At 70.8% G+C, this 14,382-nt stretch carries 11 protein-coding genes and 1 pseudogene; 10 read left to right on the top strand and 2 right to left on the bottom strand.

All coding sequences use genetic code 11. The features are described 5' to 3' along the window. From E4P42_RS26875 to E4P42_RS01480, 8 genes and pseudogenes are all read left to right on the top strand, one after another. Positions 1-1,373 (top strand): annotated as a pseudogene (locus tag E4P42_RS26875) (hypothetical protein); the annotation flags it as partial. A gap of 13 nt (positions 1,374-1,386) precedes the next feature. Next, complete coding sequence (locus E4P42_RS01510; protein WP_135122574.1) at positions 1,387-1,842, top strand: phage tail protein; 456 nt, start codon at positions 1,387-1,389, stop codon at positions 1,840-1,842. Then, positions 1,839-2,603: a LysM peptidoglycan-binding domain-containing protein gene (locus E4P42_RS01505; protein WP_135122573.1), complete on the top strand. Its 765-nt coding sequence runs from the start codon at positions 1,839-1,841 to the stop codon at positions 2,601-2,603. Before E4P42_RS01510 ends, E4P42_RS01505 begins: the two co-directional genes overlap by 4 nt. A gap of 6 nt (positions 2,604-2,609) precedes the next feature. After that, positions 2,610-4,304, top strand: coding sequence for a VgrG-related protein (locus tag E4P42_RS01500; RefSeq protein ID WP_135122572.1), 1,695 nt, complete (start codon positions 2,610-2,612; stop codon positions 4,302-4,304). Between the two features lie 14 nt (positions 4,305-4,318). Beyond that, positions 4,319-4,606 carry a PAAR domain-containing protein gene (locus tag E4P42_RS01495; protein ID WP_135122571.1) on the top strand — a complete coding sequence of 96 codons (288 nt, stop codon included), beginning with the start codon at positions 4,319-4,321 and terminating at the stop codon, positions 4,604-4,606. Positions 4,607-4,635: 29 nt separating this feature from the next. After that, positions 4,636-5,076 carry a GPW/gp25 family protein gene (locus tag E4P42_RS01490; protein ID WP_135122570.1) on the top strand — a complete coding sequence of 147 codons (441 nt, stop codon included), beginning with the start codon at positions 4,636-4,638 and terminating at the stop codon, positions 5,074-5,076. Position 5,077: 1 nt separating this feature from the next. Then, complete coding sequence (locus tag E4P42_RS01485) at positions 5,078-7,039, top strand: putative baseplate assembly protein (RefSeq protein ID WP_135122569.1); 1,962 nt, start codon at positions 5,078-5,080, stop codon at positions 7,037-7,039. After that, positions 7,039-7,587 carry a phage tail protein gene (locus E4P42_RS01480; RefSeq protein ID WP_135122568.1) on the top strand — a complete coding sequence of 183 codons (549 nt, stop codon included), beginning with the start codon at positions 7,039-7,041 and terminating at the stop codon, positions 7,585-7,587. Before E4P42_RS01485 ends, E4P42_RS01480 begins: the two co-directional genes overlap by 1 nt. Here E4P42_RS01480 and E4P42_RS01475 read toward each other — a convergent pair. Together E4P42_RS01475 and E4P42_RS01470 are read right to left on the bottom strand one after the other, a co-directional pair. After that, positions 7,560-10,208 (bottom strand): BTAD domain-containing putative transcriptional regulator, encoded by a 2,649-nt coding sequence (locus E4P42_RS01475; protein WP_135122567.1) that lies wholly within the window; start codon positions 10,206-10,208, stop codon positions 7,560-7,562. The two genes, E4P42_RS01480 and E4P42_RS01475, sit on opposite strands and share 28 nt — an antisense overlap. A gap of 63 nt (positions 10,209-10,271) precedes the next feature. Beyond that, complete coding sequence (locus tag E4P42_RS01470; protein ID WP_135122566.1) at positions 10,272-12,887, bottom strand: LuxR family transcriptional regulator; 2,616 nt, start codon at positions 12,885-12,887, stop codon at positions 10,272-10,274. 197 nt (positions 12,888-13,084) lie between these two features. Between E4P42_RS01470 and E4P42_RS01465 the strand changes: the two genes are divergently transcribed. Together E4P42_RS01465 and E4P42_RS01460 are read left to right on the top strand one after the other, a co-directional pair. Then, positions 13,085-13,783 carry a crotonase/enoyl-CoA hydratase family protein gene (locus E4P42_RS01465; RefSeq protein ID WP_135122565.1) on the top strand — a complete coding sequence of 233 codons (699 nt, stop codon included), beginning with the start codon at positions 13,085-13,087 and terminating at the stop codon, positions 13,781-13,783. 3 nt (positions 13,784-13,786) lie between these two features. After that, the gene (locus E4P42_RS01460; RefSeq protein ID WP_135122564.1) at positions 13,787-14,377 is read left to right on the top strand and encodes a TetR/AcrR family transcriptional regulator; all 591 of its coding nucleotides are present in this window, start codon (positions 13,787-13,789) and stop codon (positions 14,375-14,377) included. The last annotated feature ends 5 nt before the right edge of the window (positions 14,378-14,382 follow it).

The following is a 14,382-nucleotide window of genomic DNA, read 5'->3' as shown; positions in this document are numbered from 1 at the left end:
GATCTTCCCCACCGCCGAGGCCGGCCGTCCAGCGCGCCACCGCCGACCCGCCGCGCACCGAGGTCGCACCGCCGCCTCGCACGCCGACGCGGCCACCCGACACCGGCCGGGCCGCGGCTCCTCCCGCCATCCCGGTGCAGCGCCTTCCCTTCCTCACGCCCCCGTCGACGCCGTTGCCGCCGGGCGCCGTATCGAACGCGCGGACGCCGCTGCCGCGGCCCATCGCCGTCGACGCTGCGACGGATCCACCGACCCACCACATCGACATCGTCGACGACGCGGTCCAGTCGCCGGCTTTCCGCGACGTCCAACGGTCGACGACGGAGGCGATCACGTGGTTCGCCCCGGATGACCCCGTGCGGATGCCGACGTCGGCAGCGCCGACCGCGCCGCTGCCCACCCGCCGGCAGGTCACGGGCCCGGTGCAGCGGAGCGCCGCCGCCCCGCCGGACGCTGCACCGGCTCCACCGCGCGTTGCGCCCACTCCCCCTGCACTGCAACGTGATCGGACGCTGACACCGCCTCGGTCGGTGCCGGAATCGTCGTCTCCGTTGCGTGTCGCCCCCAGCAGCGCGCCGCGACTGCCCGACCACACCGCGGCGCCGTCCGCAGAGGGCGCGGCGCCCGTGCAGCGCTCGACGGCCGCGCCGCCGCACGAGCCACCATTTCCCACCTCGGCACCGTCGCGCGTGGTCGAACGCCTCGTCGCAGCCCGTGAACTCACCGTCGCCGGCGATGCTCCTTCCCCCCACGTCCCGAGACCACTCGCCGCGTCGACGGCGCTGCAGCGCACCGCCTCTGGGCCACCGACGCTCCCACACCGCACGACCGCACCCCCCGTGGCCACCATCCAGCGCAGCCCATTCGCGGGCCCGGCGCCCGCCGAGGAACGGACCGCCCGCCGGCTCGTCGTGCAGCCGCCGCTACCCGCGCGCGACACGGTCACATCACGGCTCTTCGACACCGCCGCACCCAGCCCGGCGCTGGTGGCCGACAGCCCGAAACCGATGTCGCTGCAGCGCATATTCGCACGACCCGCCGCCCCGGCAACTCCCGGCGACGATGCGCCGTCCGGGGCGCCGGCCACCGTCACGCAGCACGACGGGTACACCGAGGTCAGCTTCGCCCCGGCACAGGTGCAGCGCGAGGCCGAGGAGACGGGCGAATCCGACGCCCCCGCCGCGCCCCCCGCCGCGCAGGACGCCGCTCCCACTTCCGCTGCCGCTGTCCCGCCCGCCCCGAGCCCAGCACCGGCCGGCCCGAACATCGACGAGCTGGTCAACCGGCTCTACGACCCTCTGGCGGCCCGCCTGCGCTCGGAGTTGTGGCTCGACCGGGAACGGGCCGGAGCGCTGATGGACGTCCGCAGATGACCGGGAGGAACCGATGAGCGGCGAAGGCGGCCAGGACAACGACGAGCCCTGGGTCGGTGTGTGTTTCGCGGTGGAACTGGATAAGGAGTCCATCGGCACCTTCTCCACCTGTGAGGGCCTCGGTCTGGAGGTCGTGATGGAGCAGCGCGAAGAGGGCGGCAACAACACCATGGTGTGGCAGCTGCCCACCCGGATGAAGTACAGCAACATCAAGCTGTCCCGCCCCGTCGGACGGGACAGCGACAAGCTGATCTCCTGGATCTCCGCCGCGCTGGGCGGTATGAAACCGACCACGGCGGTGATCAAGGCGATGCGCTCGGACGGGAAGCCGATCGCCACCTGGTCGCTCAACGGGGTGGTGCCGGTGCGCTGGACCGGGCCCAGCCTCAACCTCGACTCCCCGAAGGTGTTCACCGAGACCCTCGAGATCGCCCACCACGGATTCCTGCCGGGCGGAGCGGGCCGATGACCGCGATCGCGCTCACCAGCTCGGGCAAGCCGGCCGGGGTCACCGAGAGCACGATGGTCAGTTCGGGCGGCCCGACCTACGACCACGCCTCGATCGAGATGTACGAGGCGACCGACGCGCCCGGCGGCAGCAAGTGCGGCAGCCCGATCGGCAGCGTGACCTTCCAGTTCAACCCGAAGGAGGTGTCGATCAGCAAGTCGGCGAAGTGGGAACGCAAACCGGTCAAGGGCGCCAAACAGGCCGGCCCCCCGGAATTCAGCGGTGCCGACCCGTGCAAGCTCACCCTGGAGATGTTCTTCGACGCCACCCTCAAGCACACCGACAGCGTGGTCGACGCCGTCGAGAAGCTGTTCAGTTGCTGTGTGCCGGTGGAGAAGTCCCGCACCGCCAAGAAGCCGATGCCGCCGCTGGTGGTGTTCAAGTGGGGCAACGTCACGAGCTTCCCCGCGTTCGTCACCCAGGTCAATGCGAAGTACACGCGGTTCGCCTCCAACGGGGTGCCCACCCGCGCGGTCTGTTCGGTGAACCTCGAGGAGATGCCGGCCGAACAGAGCAAGCAGAATCCGACCTCCGGCGTCTACGCCGTCGACAGGGCGCACACCGTGATCGCCGGCGACACCCTGGCCCTGGTCGCCTATCAGGAGTACGGCGACCCCACCCTGTGGCGGGCACTCGCCGAGTACAACGGCATCGACGACCCGATGCGGGTGGCCGCAGGCACCCCGATCATGCTGCCGTCCCCCGAGACGCTGGCGAGGTGACACGGGATGGCGAGCACCGCAACGTTTCTCGTCACGATCGGCGGCCAGCCCCTGGCCGCCGACGTGGCCGCGCTGCTGACCTCCGCCTACGTCGACTTCAGCCTGCGCCTGCCCGACGCGTTCATGCTCCGCTTCCGCGATCCGGGCCGGATCGTGGTCGACAAGTCGGCCGTCAAGATGGGCGCGAAAGTCACCATCGCGGTCGCCACCGATGCCGCGCAGACGCCCGAACCGTTGTTCTCCGGTGAGGTGACCGCGCTGGAAGCGGCATTCGACACCACCGGCAGCTTCACCGTCATCCGCGGCTTCGATCCCACCCACCGCCTGTTCCGCGGCCGGCACACCACCTCCTACACGCAGATCACCGCCTCGGACGCGGTGACACAGGTGGCGCAGCGGGCGGGTCTGACCCCGGGGCAGGTGCAGTCGACACCGACCGTCTTCGACCATCTCGGGCAGTGCGGGCAGACCGACTGGGAGTTCCTCGACCGGGTCGCCCGACGGATCGGCTTCGAGCTCAAGATGCGCGACGACAGACTCGATTTCACCGCGCGGCAGGCGGCCGGCACCGCGCCGTCGGCGCCTAAGGAGGAAGTCAACCCGCTGGTACTGCGGCTGGGCAGTGACCTGCTGCGCTTCCGCGGCGTCGTCACCGCCGCCGAACAGGTGGCCGACGTCGAGGTCCGCGGCTGGGACGTCGCGCAGAAACGGAAGATCGTGAGCACCGTGCCTGCGGCCACCGCCAGCGTCGAACTGCCCACTCTCACCCCCGCCGATATGGCCAAGGTGTTCGGCGACCCCACCTATGTCGCCTCCGAGGTGGCTTACCGCACCCAGTCCGAAGCCGACTCCGCCGCCGGGGCGCTGGCCGAGGAGATCGGCAGTTCGTTCGCCGAACTCGACGCGGTCGCACGCGGCAACCCGAAACTGCGCGCCGACGTCGGGATCCGAATCGAGAACGCAGGCACTCCCTTTGACGGCAAGTACACGGTCACCACCGCCCGGCACCGCTACGACGTCAACAGCGGCGGCTACACCACCGCGTTCTCGGTGACCGGCCGCCAGGAACGCAGCCTCTACGGGTTGGCCGGCGGCAGCGGCAGCGACGGCGACGCGCGCGGCGTGGTCATCGCCGTGGTCACCGACGCCAATGACCCCGCCGGTCAGGGTCGCGTCCGGCTGACGTTCCCGTGGCTGTCCGACGACTACGTCAGCGATTGGGCGCGCACCGTGCAGATCGGCGCCGGCAAGGAGCGCGGCACGCTCGTCCTCCCCGAGGTCGGCGACGAGGTGCTGGTGGCGTTCGAACAGGGTGATCCGCAGCGCCCGTATGTGCTCGGCGGACTACACAACGGCGCGGATCCGCCCGACAGCAAGGGTCCGGCCGTCATCGACAGCGGCACCGGTGCAGTCAACCGCCGGTCGCTGGTATCACGGCGCGGACACCGCATCGACCTGCTCGACGACGAGGGACGCTCCGACGGCATCACCACCGCCACCGGCGACGGGAAGCTGCGCATCGCGCTCGACGCCGCGGGCAGCCAGGTCGAGATCCACAGCGACGGCACCGTCGTCATTACGGGATCGCGCGGTGTGGTCGTCGACGCCTCGGGCGGCAAGCTCGAGCTCAAAGGCCGCGAGATCAGCATCGCCGCCGCCGGCCAGACCGTCATCAAAGGCACACCGGTGCGGATCAACTGAGAGGAGGACCGGCCATGCCTGCAGCCGCCCGCGTCGGCGACCCCACCGGCCATCCCGGGATCATCACCGGGCCGGGAGTGCCGAGCGTGCTGATCGGCGGCAAGCCCGCCGCCGTTCTCGGCGACCTCCACACCTGCTCGATGCCACCGCCGGCCTCCCACCCGCCGAGCCCGATGGCCGGGCCCGGATGCCCCACCGTGCTCATCGGCGGCAAACCCGCCCTGCGAGTCGGCGACCTCGCCGGCTGCTCGGCTCCGGTGCTGCCACCCGGCGCCGTCGACGTCCTGATCGGCGGCCCCTGATGCCCACCGCAAGTCCCGCGAGGAACACCATGTCCATCGACTTCGTCGGCGCCGGCTGGAACTTCCCGGTCAAGATCGACGCCACCGGGTCGGTCGCGCTGGCCACCGGCAGCCGGGACATCGAGCAGGCCATCGAGCTGATCCTGCGCACCACTCCGGGCGAACGTCCGATGCGCCCGGAATTCGGCTGCCGCATCCACGATCACCTGTTCTCGCTGACCAATGCGGCCACGGCCGCCGCGATCGCCAACGACGTGCGAGCGGCACTCGAGCAGTGGGAGCCACGCATCGACGTCACCAACGTGCGGGTGGGCTACAGCCAGGCCGACTACGGCACGTTCTACGTCGACGTGCAGTACCGCATCCGCGGCGACAACGACGACCGCAACTTGGTCTTCCCGTTCTACGCCATCCCCGACGAGCCGACACCGGTTACCTCGTCGACACATCCGGCGCTCAAAGGTGGTTGACATGCTGCCCATCCCGCGACTCGACGACCGAGCTTTTCAGGACCTCGTGGACGACGCCCGCCGCCACATCCAGCGCCGGTGTCCGGAATGGTCCGAGCACAACATCTCCGACCCGGGCATCACCCTGGTCGAGACCGTCGCGATGATGCTCGACCAGTTGATCTACCGGCTCAACCGGGTGCCCGACCGCCACTACCTCAAGTTCCTCGAACTGCTGGGGCTGGAACTGCGCCCGCCCGGCGCCGCCCACGGCGAGGCGACGTTCTGGCTGTCGGCACCCCAGCCGCAGACCGTCAAGGTGCGCGACGGCATCGAGATCAGCACGGACCGCACCGACGTCGAAGAGCCGGTGGTGTTCTCCACGACCGAGCAACTCGACATCATCCCGTGCACGCTGGAGTCCGGTCAGGTGGCGACGGTGTCCGCGGGCGGCATCCCGGTGGACCGCGAGAACCCGGCTCCGGGAGCCGGATTCCCCTGTTTCTCGTCGCTGCCCACCCCGGGCGACGCGCTGCTCATCGGCCTCAATCGGGCCGTACCGAGTTGTGCGGTGTTGCTGCGAATCGTCTGTCAGGTCTCCGGCGTCGGCGTCGATCCGACCGACCCGCCGTATGTGTGGGAGGCGTGGACCGAACCCGGCGGTTGGCAGCCCTGCGAGGTCGACCGGGACGAGACCAAGGCGTTCAACCAGCCCGGCGACGTCGTCCTGCACATTCCTCGGTCCCACGCGCTGGCCGCGCCGGAATCCCTGCCGAACACCCGCCGCGGCTGGTTGCGGTGCAAACTTCTCGCGCCGACACCCGGTCAGGACACCTACAGCGAATCGCCGCTGATCAACTCGATCACGGCCGCCACCATCGGCGGCACCGTGCCGATCGTGCACGGCAGGGTGATCCGCGACGAGGCCCTCGGTGTGTCCGATGGCGCCGCGGCGCAACGGCTCCCGCTCAAACACCACCCCGTGCTGCCGTGGACCGGTACCGCCTTATCGGTGACCAGCAACGGAGACAGCACCGACTGGCAGGCCGTTGAGACCTTCGCCGACTCGACGAAGAACAGCCCGCATTTTCACATCGACGCCGTGGACGGCGCGGTGGTGTTCGGGCCCGCGGTCCGCGAGGCGGACGGCTCACTCACCCAGTACGGCAAGGTGCCGCCGAAGGGGGCGGCGCTACGAATGATGGCCTACCGCACCGGCGGCGGTGCGGCCGGCAACGTCCGCCGAGGTGCCATCCACGTCCTCAAGACCAGCGTCCCCTATGTGTCGCGGGTCGAGAACCGGCGGGCCGCAGCCGGTGGGGCCCCGACCGAGACCATCGACGACGCCAAGATTCGCGGTCCCCTGCTGATCCGGTCGCGCGGACGGGCCGTGACCGCCGAGGACTTCGAGGAACTGGCCCGCGAGGCGGCGCCCGGAATCGCCCGGGTGCACTGCCTGACGCCCACCGAACCTGCTCAGGCTGGCCTCATCCGGCTGCTGGTGGTGCCGAACGTCTCGAGCGACGACCTGTGCGCGGTACGCCGTGAGGATCTCGACCTGCCGCCCGACACCCGGGCGCGCATCGAGGCCTACCTCGCCGACCGGAAACTGGCCGGCACCCGCATCCGGGTCCGCGAACCGACCTATCAGGGGTTGACCGTCGTGGCGACGCTGAGCCCGCTGCCCGGGTACCAGCGGGCCACGCTGAGCGCCGACGTGCAGCGTGCGCTCAACCGGGTGCTGCACCCGCTCCTCGGCGGGCAGTCGGGCACGGGCTGGCCGATCGGCCGCCCGGTGCAGCGGCATGAGCTCGCCGCCGCGCTGGCCTGGATTCCCGGGGTGGACATGGCCGAAGAGGTGGAGCTGGAGCTGTATCCGGCCGATCCCCTCACCGGCAGCCGCGACGATCCGGTGGAGACGCTGGTGCTCGAGCCCGACGCGCTGGTGTTCTCGCACCGGCACAAGGTGCAGTGGAGCCGGTGATGCGCGAACGTAGCAGCGATCCGGTGTCTCCGTACCCCCTGCTGGACACCATGCCCGGCGTCTACCGGGACGACGCGACGACGCAGATCTTGTGCGAGGTGTTCGATGATCTGTTGGCACCGGTGTTCGCGATCCTCGACGGGTTCACCGCCTATCTGGACCCGGGCACCACCCCGGAAGACATGCTGGACTGGTTGGCCGGGTGGGTCGGCGTGACCTTCGACGGCCACCTCGACATCCATCGCCGCCGCGAACTGCTGCTGTCGGCCACCGCGCTGCTGCCGTGGCGCGGCACGGTGCGCAGCATCCGCGCCGCCGTCAACGCCGTCACCGATCAGGAGGTGGAGATCGTCGACCCCGGCGCGGCCGGACCTGCCCGGCCCGGCGCGGAGCACGTGCTTCTCGTCCGGGTGATCACCGACGCCCCCGACGACGTCGACCTGCGCCGGCTGGACGCCATCGTGGGATCGGTCAAACCCGCACACCTGCCGCACAGGGTGGAGGCGGTGGCCCGCGAAGCTCACAGTCCCGCAGTCAGTTCCGCCTGAAGTCGGGCGTGTTCGCGCCGGGTCAATTCGGCGGCGCTGGTGTCGCCGCCCGATTCGTGCAGTTCGGCCATGAGCAGCCACGGGCCGTCCTGGTACGGATCGAGGTCCACCGACAGTTGCGCCGCGGCGAGCGCCTCCCCACCGTCGCCGCGCGCACGGTGGTCCGCCGCCAGGCTCGCCGCCGCAGACGCGGCAGCACGCCGTAGCCGCTGACGTTCACCGTCGACGGGCTCGGCGTGCACGCCGGGCAGCAGGTCACCGCCGTACAGTGCCAACGCCCGACGGCGTGCCGCCATCCGCCCGTCGACGTCGCCTTTCGCCGACGCGGTGGCCGCCGCCGCCAGCGCTGCGCGGAAGTCCGCGACATCGACCGTCGAATGCGGCGGCAGCGCCAGCCGGTAGGCCTCCCCACGGCGCTGCACGGTGACCGCGCCGTCCTCGAGCAGGCTGCGGACACTGGACACCGCCACCTGCAGTCGATGGCACGCAGCGGTGTGCGAGACGCCCGGCCACAGCACGTCCTCGAGGAACTCGCGGTGATGGTCCACTCCCGGCGCGAGGGCCAGCAGCTGCAGCACATTGCGGGCCTGCGGGCGCAGCCGGGTCACGTCGGCCCGGACACCGTCGATGTCGACGTGGAACTCCCCGAAGCACCGGATGCGAACCGCCGCCGCAGCCTTCGGTTCCGCAGTGCACCGTGCCTCACACCAGCGGGCGAGCATCGGAGCGTCCAGTTCGGTCAGGCGCGTGGCGGCGTCCGCCAGTTCGGGTGGCGAGGGCATCCCGAAGCTTCTCTTGCGCAGACCCACCGCCAGACTCAGCAGGGCCGCGCCCCACACGTCGCCCCGTGCGTCGCACGCGGCGATCAGATCGCCGCAGCAGTTGAGCCGCCACGTCGCGTCCTCGGGCCGGGCCAGCGCGACCTGCTGCAGGCCATGCGCCAGGCGGGCGAGCCACGGTAGCCCGTTGACCTCGGCGAGGACCGCGACGTCTTGGTCTTCGAAGGCGTGCGCCGCATCGCCGGCCACCTCCCCGCCCAGCACGTCGAGCACCTGCCACGCCAATTCGGCGGCGATCGACACCGCCGGGCCCGCGCTCTCGTCGCCCCGCACCGACGCGATCGACTCCCTGGCACCCGCCCGTTCTCCGGCCACCAGCGCCGCCAGACCGCGCGCGAGGCGGACCCCGGCCTCGGCGTCCGCCGGACCCCGGACGCAGACATCGGGAGCCGCGCGCAATCCGTCACGCAAGATCCGACTCCAGTGCCGGCCGCCGGATCCGCGGGCGGTCGGCAGCCAGGCCGCGACCGCCTGCGCTTCGGCGGCGCAGATCGCGCTGAAACGCGGTTCGTCATAACAGCTCTGCGTGAAGCGGTACGCCTCCCAGGCGGCCTGCAGCGCGCCGTCGCGCACCAGCCGGCGGGCGTTGGCCAGGCCGAGCCAGGCGTCGCGCCGAAACGTCGCGGGCGGCAACAGATCCTCACCGAGACCGTGGCCGCCGGCCTGGCGGAGCAGCCGGGAGACGGCGACCCAGTCCTCGGCTTTCGCGAACGCCCGGGTGGCGGCCCGCAGGTCACCCAGCGATTCGAGCACCACGCCGCTGCGGGCATACCAGCGACGCGCGCCGTCGGGGCCGTACTCCTCGACCAGTGCCAACTCGAGGTGACTCTGCAGCACCTCGTGGTAGCGGAAGTGCACACCGTCGTCGTCGGTGGAGGTGAACAGCTGCGCGCGTTCGAGATCCTCGAGGATGCGGTGGCTCGCGCCGATGTTGAGCAGCGCGTCGCAGGCCTGGCCCGACAGCCGGCCCAGGGCACAGGTGCGCAGCAGGAAGACGCGGCGGTCCTCGGGCAGTCCGCGCAGGACGTTGCGGGTCAGATACGACCGGATCAGCTTGGAGCGACCCCCGAGTTCGGACACCGCCTGATGGCGTTCGGCGGCGCTGCGGGCGGTGGTGGCGAGGTGGAACAACTGCAGACCGGCGGCCCATCCGCCGGTGCGGCGGGTCAGCGCCGCGGCGGCTTCCGGTCGCAGCGGCCGGCCGTGCACCTTGGCGAACAGTTCCTCGACCTCCCAGGTCCGGAAGCGCAGATCGTCGTTGCCGATCTCGAGCAGCGGTCCGGACACCCGAAGCCGGGAGATGTTGATGTCAGGGACGCGCCGGGAGCCCAGCACCACCTGCAACCGGCGCGGGCGCAGCGTCACGAACCGCTGCAGCGCCCGTTCGGCCGAAGTCTCGGCGATCTCGTGCAGGTCGTCGAGGATCACCATCCCGTGCGGACCCGACCAGTCGTCGAGCGCGGTCAGCACGGCGTCGACCGAGTGGCCCTCGACGGGACCGCAGATGGGCCGCAGCGCGGCGGCCAGGTGTGCGACGAATCGCCGCTCGGAGACGTCGTCGTCGGTGACCCGGTACCAGCCGACCGGATCCGCGCCGGCGTGCGCGACCCGGGACAGCAGCGTGGTCTTCCCCGAACCTGCGGGCGCGACCACCAGATCCAGAACCCGCGACTTGCCGTCGAGTAACGACTTCTCGAGCCGGGCCCGCGCCAGCCCGCCGGCCTCCGGTGCCCGCAGCTTCTCTTTGAACACCACGACGTCGCTGCGCACCCCGGTGTTCATCCCGCTCCACCCTCCCTTGGAGGCATTGTCGGCGGCCGTCCGGTGCGCGGCATGAGTAGCCCACTACTCGACTTCGCCGCGCTCCACCCGAGCGGGCTGCCGCCGGAACGCCGCGGCCAGCGCCTCGCGGTCGGAGACGTCGAGTTTCACGCACGCCCGGTAGATGTGGTTCTCGACGGTGCGTACCGACACCGTCAGACGCTCGGCGGCTTCCCGGTTCGACAGGCCCTCCGCCACCAGGGCCGCCACCTCCTGCTCCCGCAGGCTGAGCGGCAGCGGGTGCACCGCGGTTCTGATCGCCGGGGTGCTCGCGCCGCCGCAGTGCGCCGCGAGGGTCAGTGCACGGGCGGCGGATTCGGACCCGGGCCGGTGCTGCCCGACGTGGTCGTAGACGACGGCGGCCTGCGCGGCGGCGTCCGCCGCCCACAGCAGGTAGCCGGCGCCCTCGAAGTCACGGCTCACCGCGCACAGCTCCTCGGCGTCGGCCAGCGCGGCCGCGGCGGCGTGCCGGGCCTGCAGGTCGACCACGGCGCCGTCGACGAGCTGCGCCAGCACAGCCAACCGGGCCGCCACGGTGCGGTCGCCGAGGCGAGCCGCGTGATGCAGGGCCTCGGCCTCCACGGCGAACTGTCCAGATCGATGGGCGAGACCGGCCGCCGCGCGGGCCAGATCGATGGCGCCGCGGATCGATCCGCGGGCGACGGCCACCCACGCGCGCGCGATGAGCACCTGCGGCTCGTGCACCGCCATGTGCGGGCCGAGATGCTCCTTCGCGTCTGTGAGGACCCGTTCGGCGCTCGCAGCGTCCCCCAAAGCGGCGTAGGCCCGCGTCAGCAGTAGCCGCCCCACCAGCCGCCACGGCATGGAGTTCTCCGCGTTGAGCGCGGCGAGCGCCTGCTCGAGTTCGGACACCGCCGCCGGGAACCGGCCGCGGTAGACGTCGACACACCCCGCCATGATCTTGGTGATCGCCCAGCCGACGAATTGCCCCGATGACGAGAACCCCGTGCAGTGCCTCACCTCCTCGTCCGCGCCGTCGAGGTCACCCACCGACACCCGGGCCGCCACCACGCCGTAGCGGATCATGAAGCCGATCATGCCGTCGGTCGGCGTCAGGTCGCGGCGGCAGCGTGCGGCGATCGGCTCGAAGGCGGTGCCGCGGCCGGTAGCGGTCAGCGCCAGCCCGGCGCCGAAGGCCGCGAAGTCCACGGCTTGGTCGGACGCGTGCGGATCACGCAGCACGGCCTCGGCGGCGGCCAACCCGTCGGTGATCCTGTTCTCGTGCAACGCCATTGCTGCGGCGACCGCCTCGACGATCGTCCGCAGTCCCGGCCTGGTCACGCGCTCGCGCAGAAGGGTGAGCAGCCCGTGTGCCCGCTCCACGTCCCCGATCGCCCAGAACAGCGTGGACAGTCGAGGAATGCCCCACAGCACCAGATCCGATTCGCCGAGATCGGCGGGGTCGAATCGGCCCAGCACCTCCTCGGCCTCGGCGGCCCTGCCCTGCCACAGCAGCGCTCGCGCCAGCAGACCGCAGGCACGTAGATCGCCGTCGCGGTCGTACGCGCGACGGGCGAACTCCTCGCCGAGCGGCAGGTTCGTCAGAGACAGCGCATCTTTGGCGGCGGTGACCAGTAAGTCGGTGTCCGCAACCCGGTCACTGCCCAGATACAACTCGGCAAGGCGGATCCGTCCGACGGCCGAGTCGAGCGAGCGCTCCTTCAACACGTCGACGATCTTGCCGCGCAACCGCCGTACCGACGCTGTTCCGATGCGGTGCTGGATGACATCGCCGAACAGTGGATGGGCGATCCAGGCATTGAGCTGATCGCCGCTGCGAACCAGCCGGATGAGGCCCTGCTTCTCGGCGTCGTCGACCGCGTCGGTCCCGGCCAATCCGCACAGCGTGTCGAGGTCGAGCGGTTCACACAGCGCCAGGATGTTGAGCGCCGAAACCGCCCGGTTGCCTGCGTGTTCCAGCCGCGCTTCGAGTAGGTCGGCCATCCCGGAGGACACCGCCGGGTGGCCGCGCAGCTGCCAGACACCGTCGACCCGCGTGAGGGTTCCGCCGGCCAGCGCGCCCTCGACCAGGTGGCGCAGATACAGCGGGTTGCCGTTGGAGGCTGCCCACATCATGTCGGCGGACAGGCCTTCGAGCGTCCCGCCGAGGACTGCCTCGACCAGCGATGCACACTGCGACCTGGTGAACGGTCCGAGCTCGATTCGCTCGAGCAGCCCGTCCTTCCACAGCGAGGTGACGGCGTCCGGTACCGGTTCGCCGCTGCGGATCATGGCAATGATCTTCGGCTTGCTTTCCATGGCAAGCTGGTGCAGCAGTGTCGCCGAGAGCTGGTCGAGCAGATGCGCATCGTCGATGGCGAGGACCGCGCCGTCGTGTTCGAGCGACTCGCGTGCCGAGGTGAGCAGAGCGATCGGATCGCGCGCCGAAGTCGGTTTGACCCAGGGCGCGAAGGCGCCGAGCGGAATGCTGCGCGAGGATTCCGTGCAGGCAGCCCAGTGCACAGATGCCATGCCCGCGGTCGCGGTACGGGCGAGCGTCGTCTTGCCTACGCCGGCGGGACCGAACAGGACCACCCCCCGATGCTCGGCACCGTTGAGCGCACAGCGAATACGATCGTGTTCCGCGGCGCGCTCGAGCAACTGCCAATGGTTGCTCATGAGCGGAAGTCTAGGTTTCCGCGGTGTCGGCGATGGCCGATCCGCAATCGTTCGCGCAGGTCATTGACGACACAAGAGCTGCGTGAATTCCCGGTTCTTAGCTGTGCCGGGTTTCCGCCGACGCGGAGGGCCTTGGCTTTCGTAACGCTGTTACGTAACATCGCTCTCGACTGAGTGCCCCACTCGAAGGAGAGTCGATGAGCAGCACGGTGACCTACGACCTGACCGACTCGGTCGCGACCATCACGATGGACGACGGCAAGGCCAACGTGCTGTCGCCGGCCATGCAGGCCAATCTCAACGAGGCGTTCGACCGCGCCGAGAAGGACGAGTCGAAGTGCGTGGTGCTGGCCGGGAACCAGAAGCTGTTCAGCGGTGGGTTCGACCTCGCGGTGTTCGCCTCGGGTGACGCGCAGGCCGCACTCGGCATGCTGGCCGGCGGGTTCGAGTTGTCGTTGCGCTGCCTGACGTTTCCCAAGCCGGTCGTGATGGCCGCGACGGGTCCGGCGATCGCGATGGGCTCATTCCTGCTGCTGTCGGGCGATCACCGGATCGGCTCGCCGCGGGCCCGCTGCCAGGCCAACGAGGTGGCGATCGGGATGACGCTGCCGATCGCGGCGATCGAGATCATGCGGATGCGCCTGACGCGGGCGGCGTTTCAGCGGGGTATCTCGATGGCGGCGACATTCGTCGGTGACGCGGCGATCGCCGGCGGCTGGCTCGACGAGGTCGTCGAACAGGACGCTGTGCTGACCCGCGCGCAGGAGGTCGCGGCCGAGGCGGCGGCCGCCCTGCACCTCAACGCCCATGTGGCCAGCAAGCTCAAAGCCCGCGACGAGGCCCTGAAGGCGATCCGCGCCGGAATCGACGGGCTGGCAACGGAGTTCGGCGGCTAGCCCGTGCCGAGGGCCAAGCAGCGCACCCCCGAGCTGCGGGACCGGCTGCTGGAGGTCGCCGTCGCGACGCTCAACGAGGAGGGCATCTCGCGGCTGACCACCCGCCGGGTCGCCGAGCGGGCCGGGACGTCGGTGCCGGCGGTGTACGAGCTGTTCGACGACAAGGCCGGGCTGGTGCGGGCGATCTTCTTCGAGGGCTTCCGGCTGCTCGACGCGGCGCTGGCCGAGGTGCCGGTGACCGACGACCCGATCGCCGACGTGGAGGCGTTGGTCCCGGTGTTCCGCCGGTTCTGCCTGGAGTCGTCGCGGCTGGCGCAGGTGATGTTCTCGCGGCCGTTCGCCGACTTCGACCCGGGGCCCGAGGAGCTGGCGGCCGGCGAGTCGGTGCGCGACATCTTCCTCGGCCGCATCCAGCGCTGCCTCGACGACGGCGCGCTGGCCGGGGACGCTGTCGACATCGCGCACGTGCTGCTGGCGTTGGCCAAAGGGCTGGCCGTGCAGGAGGCCGGCTGCTGGCTGGGGACGTCACCGCGGTCGGTCGAGCGGCGGTGGCAGTTGGGTGTGCGCTCGCTGCTGGCGGGCTTCCGGCCGTAGCCTCC

Source organism: Mycobacterium sp. PS03-16, assembly GCF_004570325.1.
Classification (GTDB): Bacteria; Actinomycetota; Actinomycetes; order Mycobacteriales; family Mycobacteriaceae; genus Mycobacterium.
The sequence above is the reverse complement of the archived record's forward strand: the minus strand, read 5'-3'. Positions and strand labels throughout refer to the sequence as shown.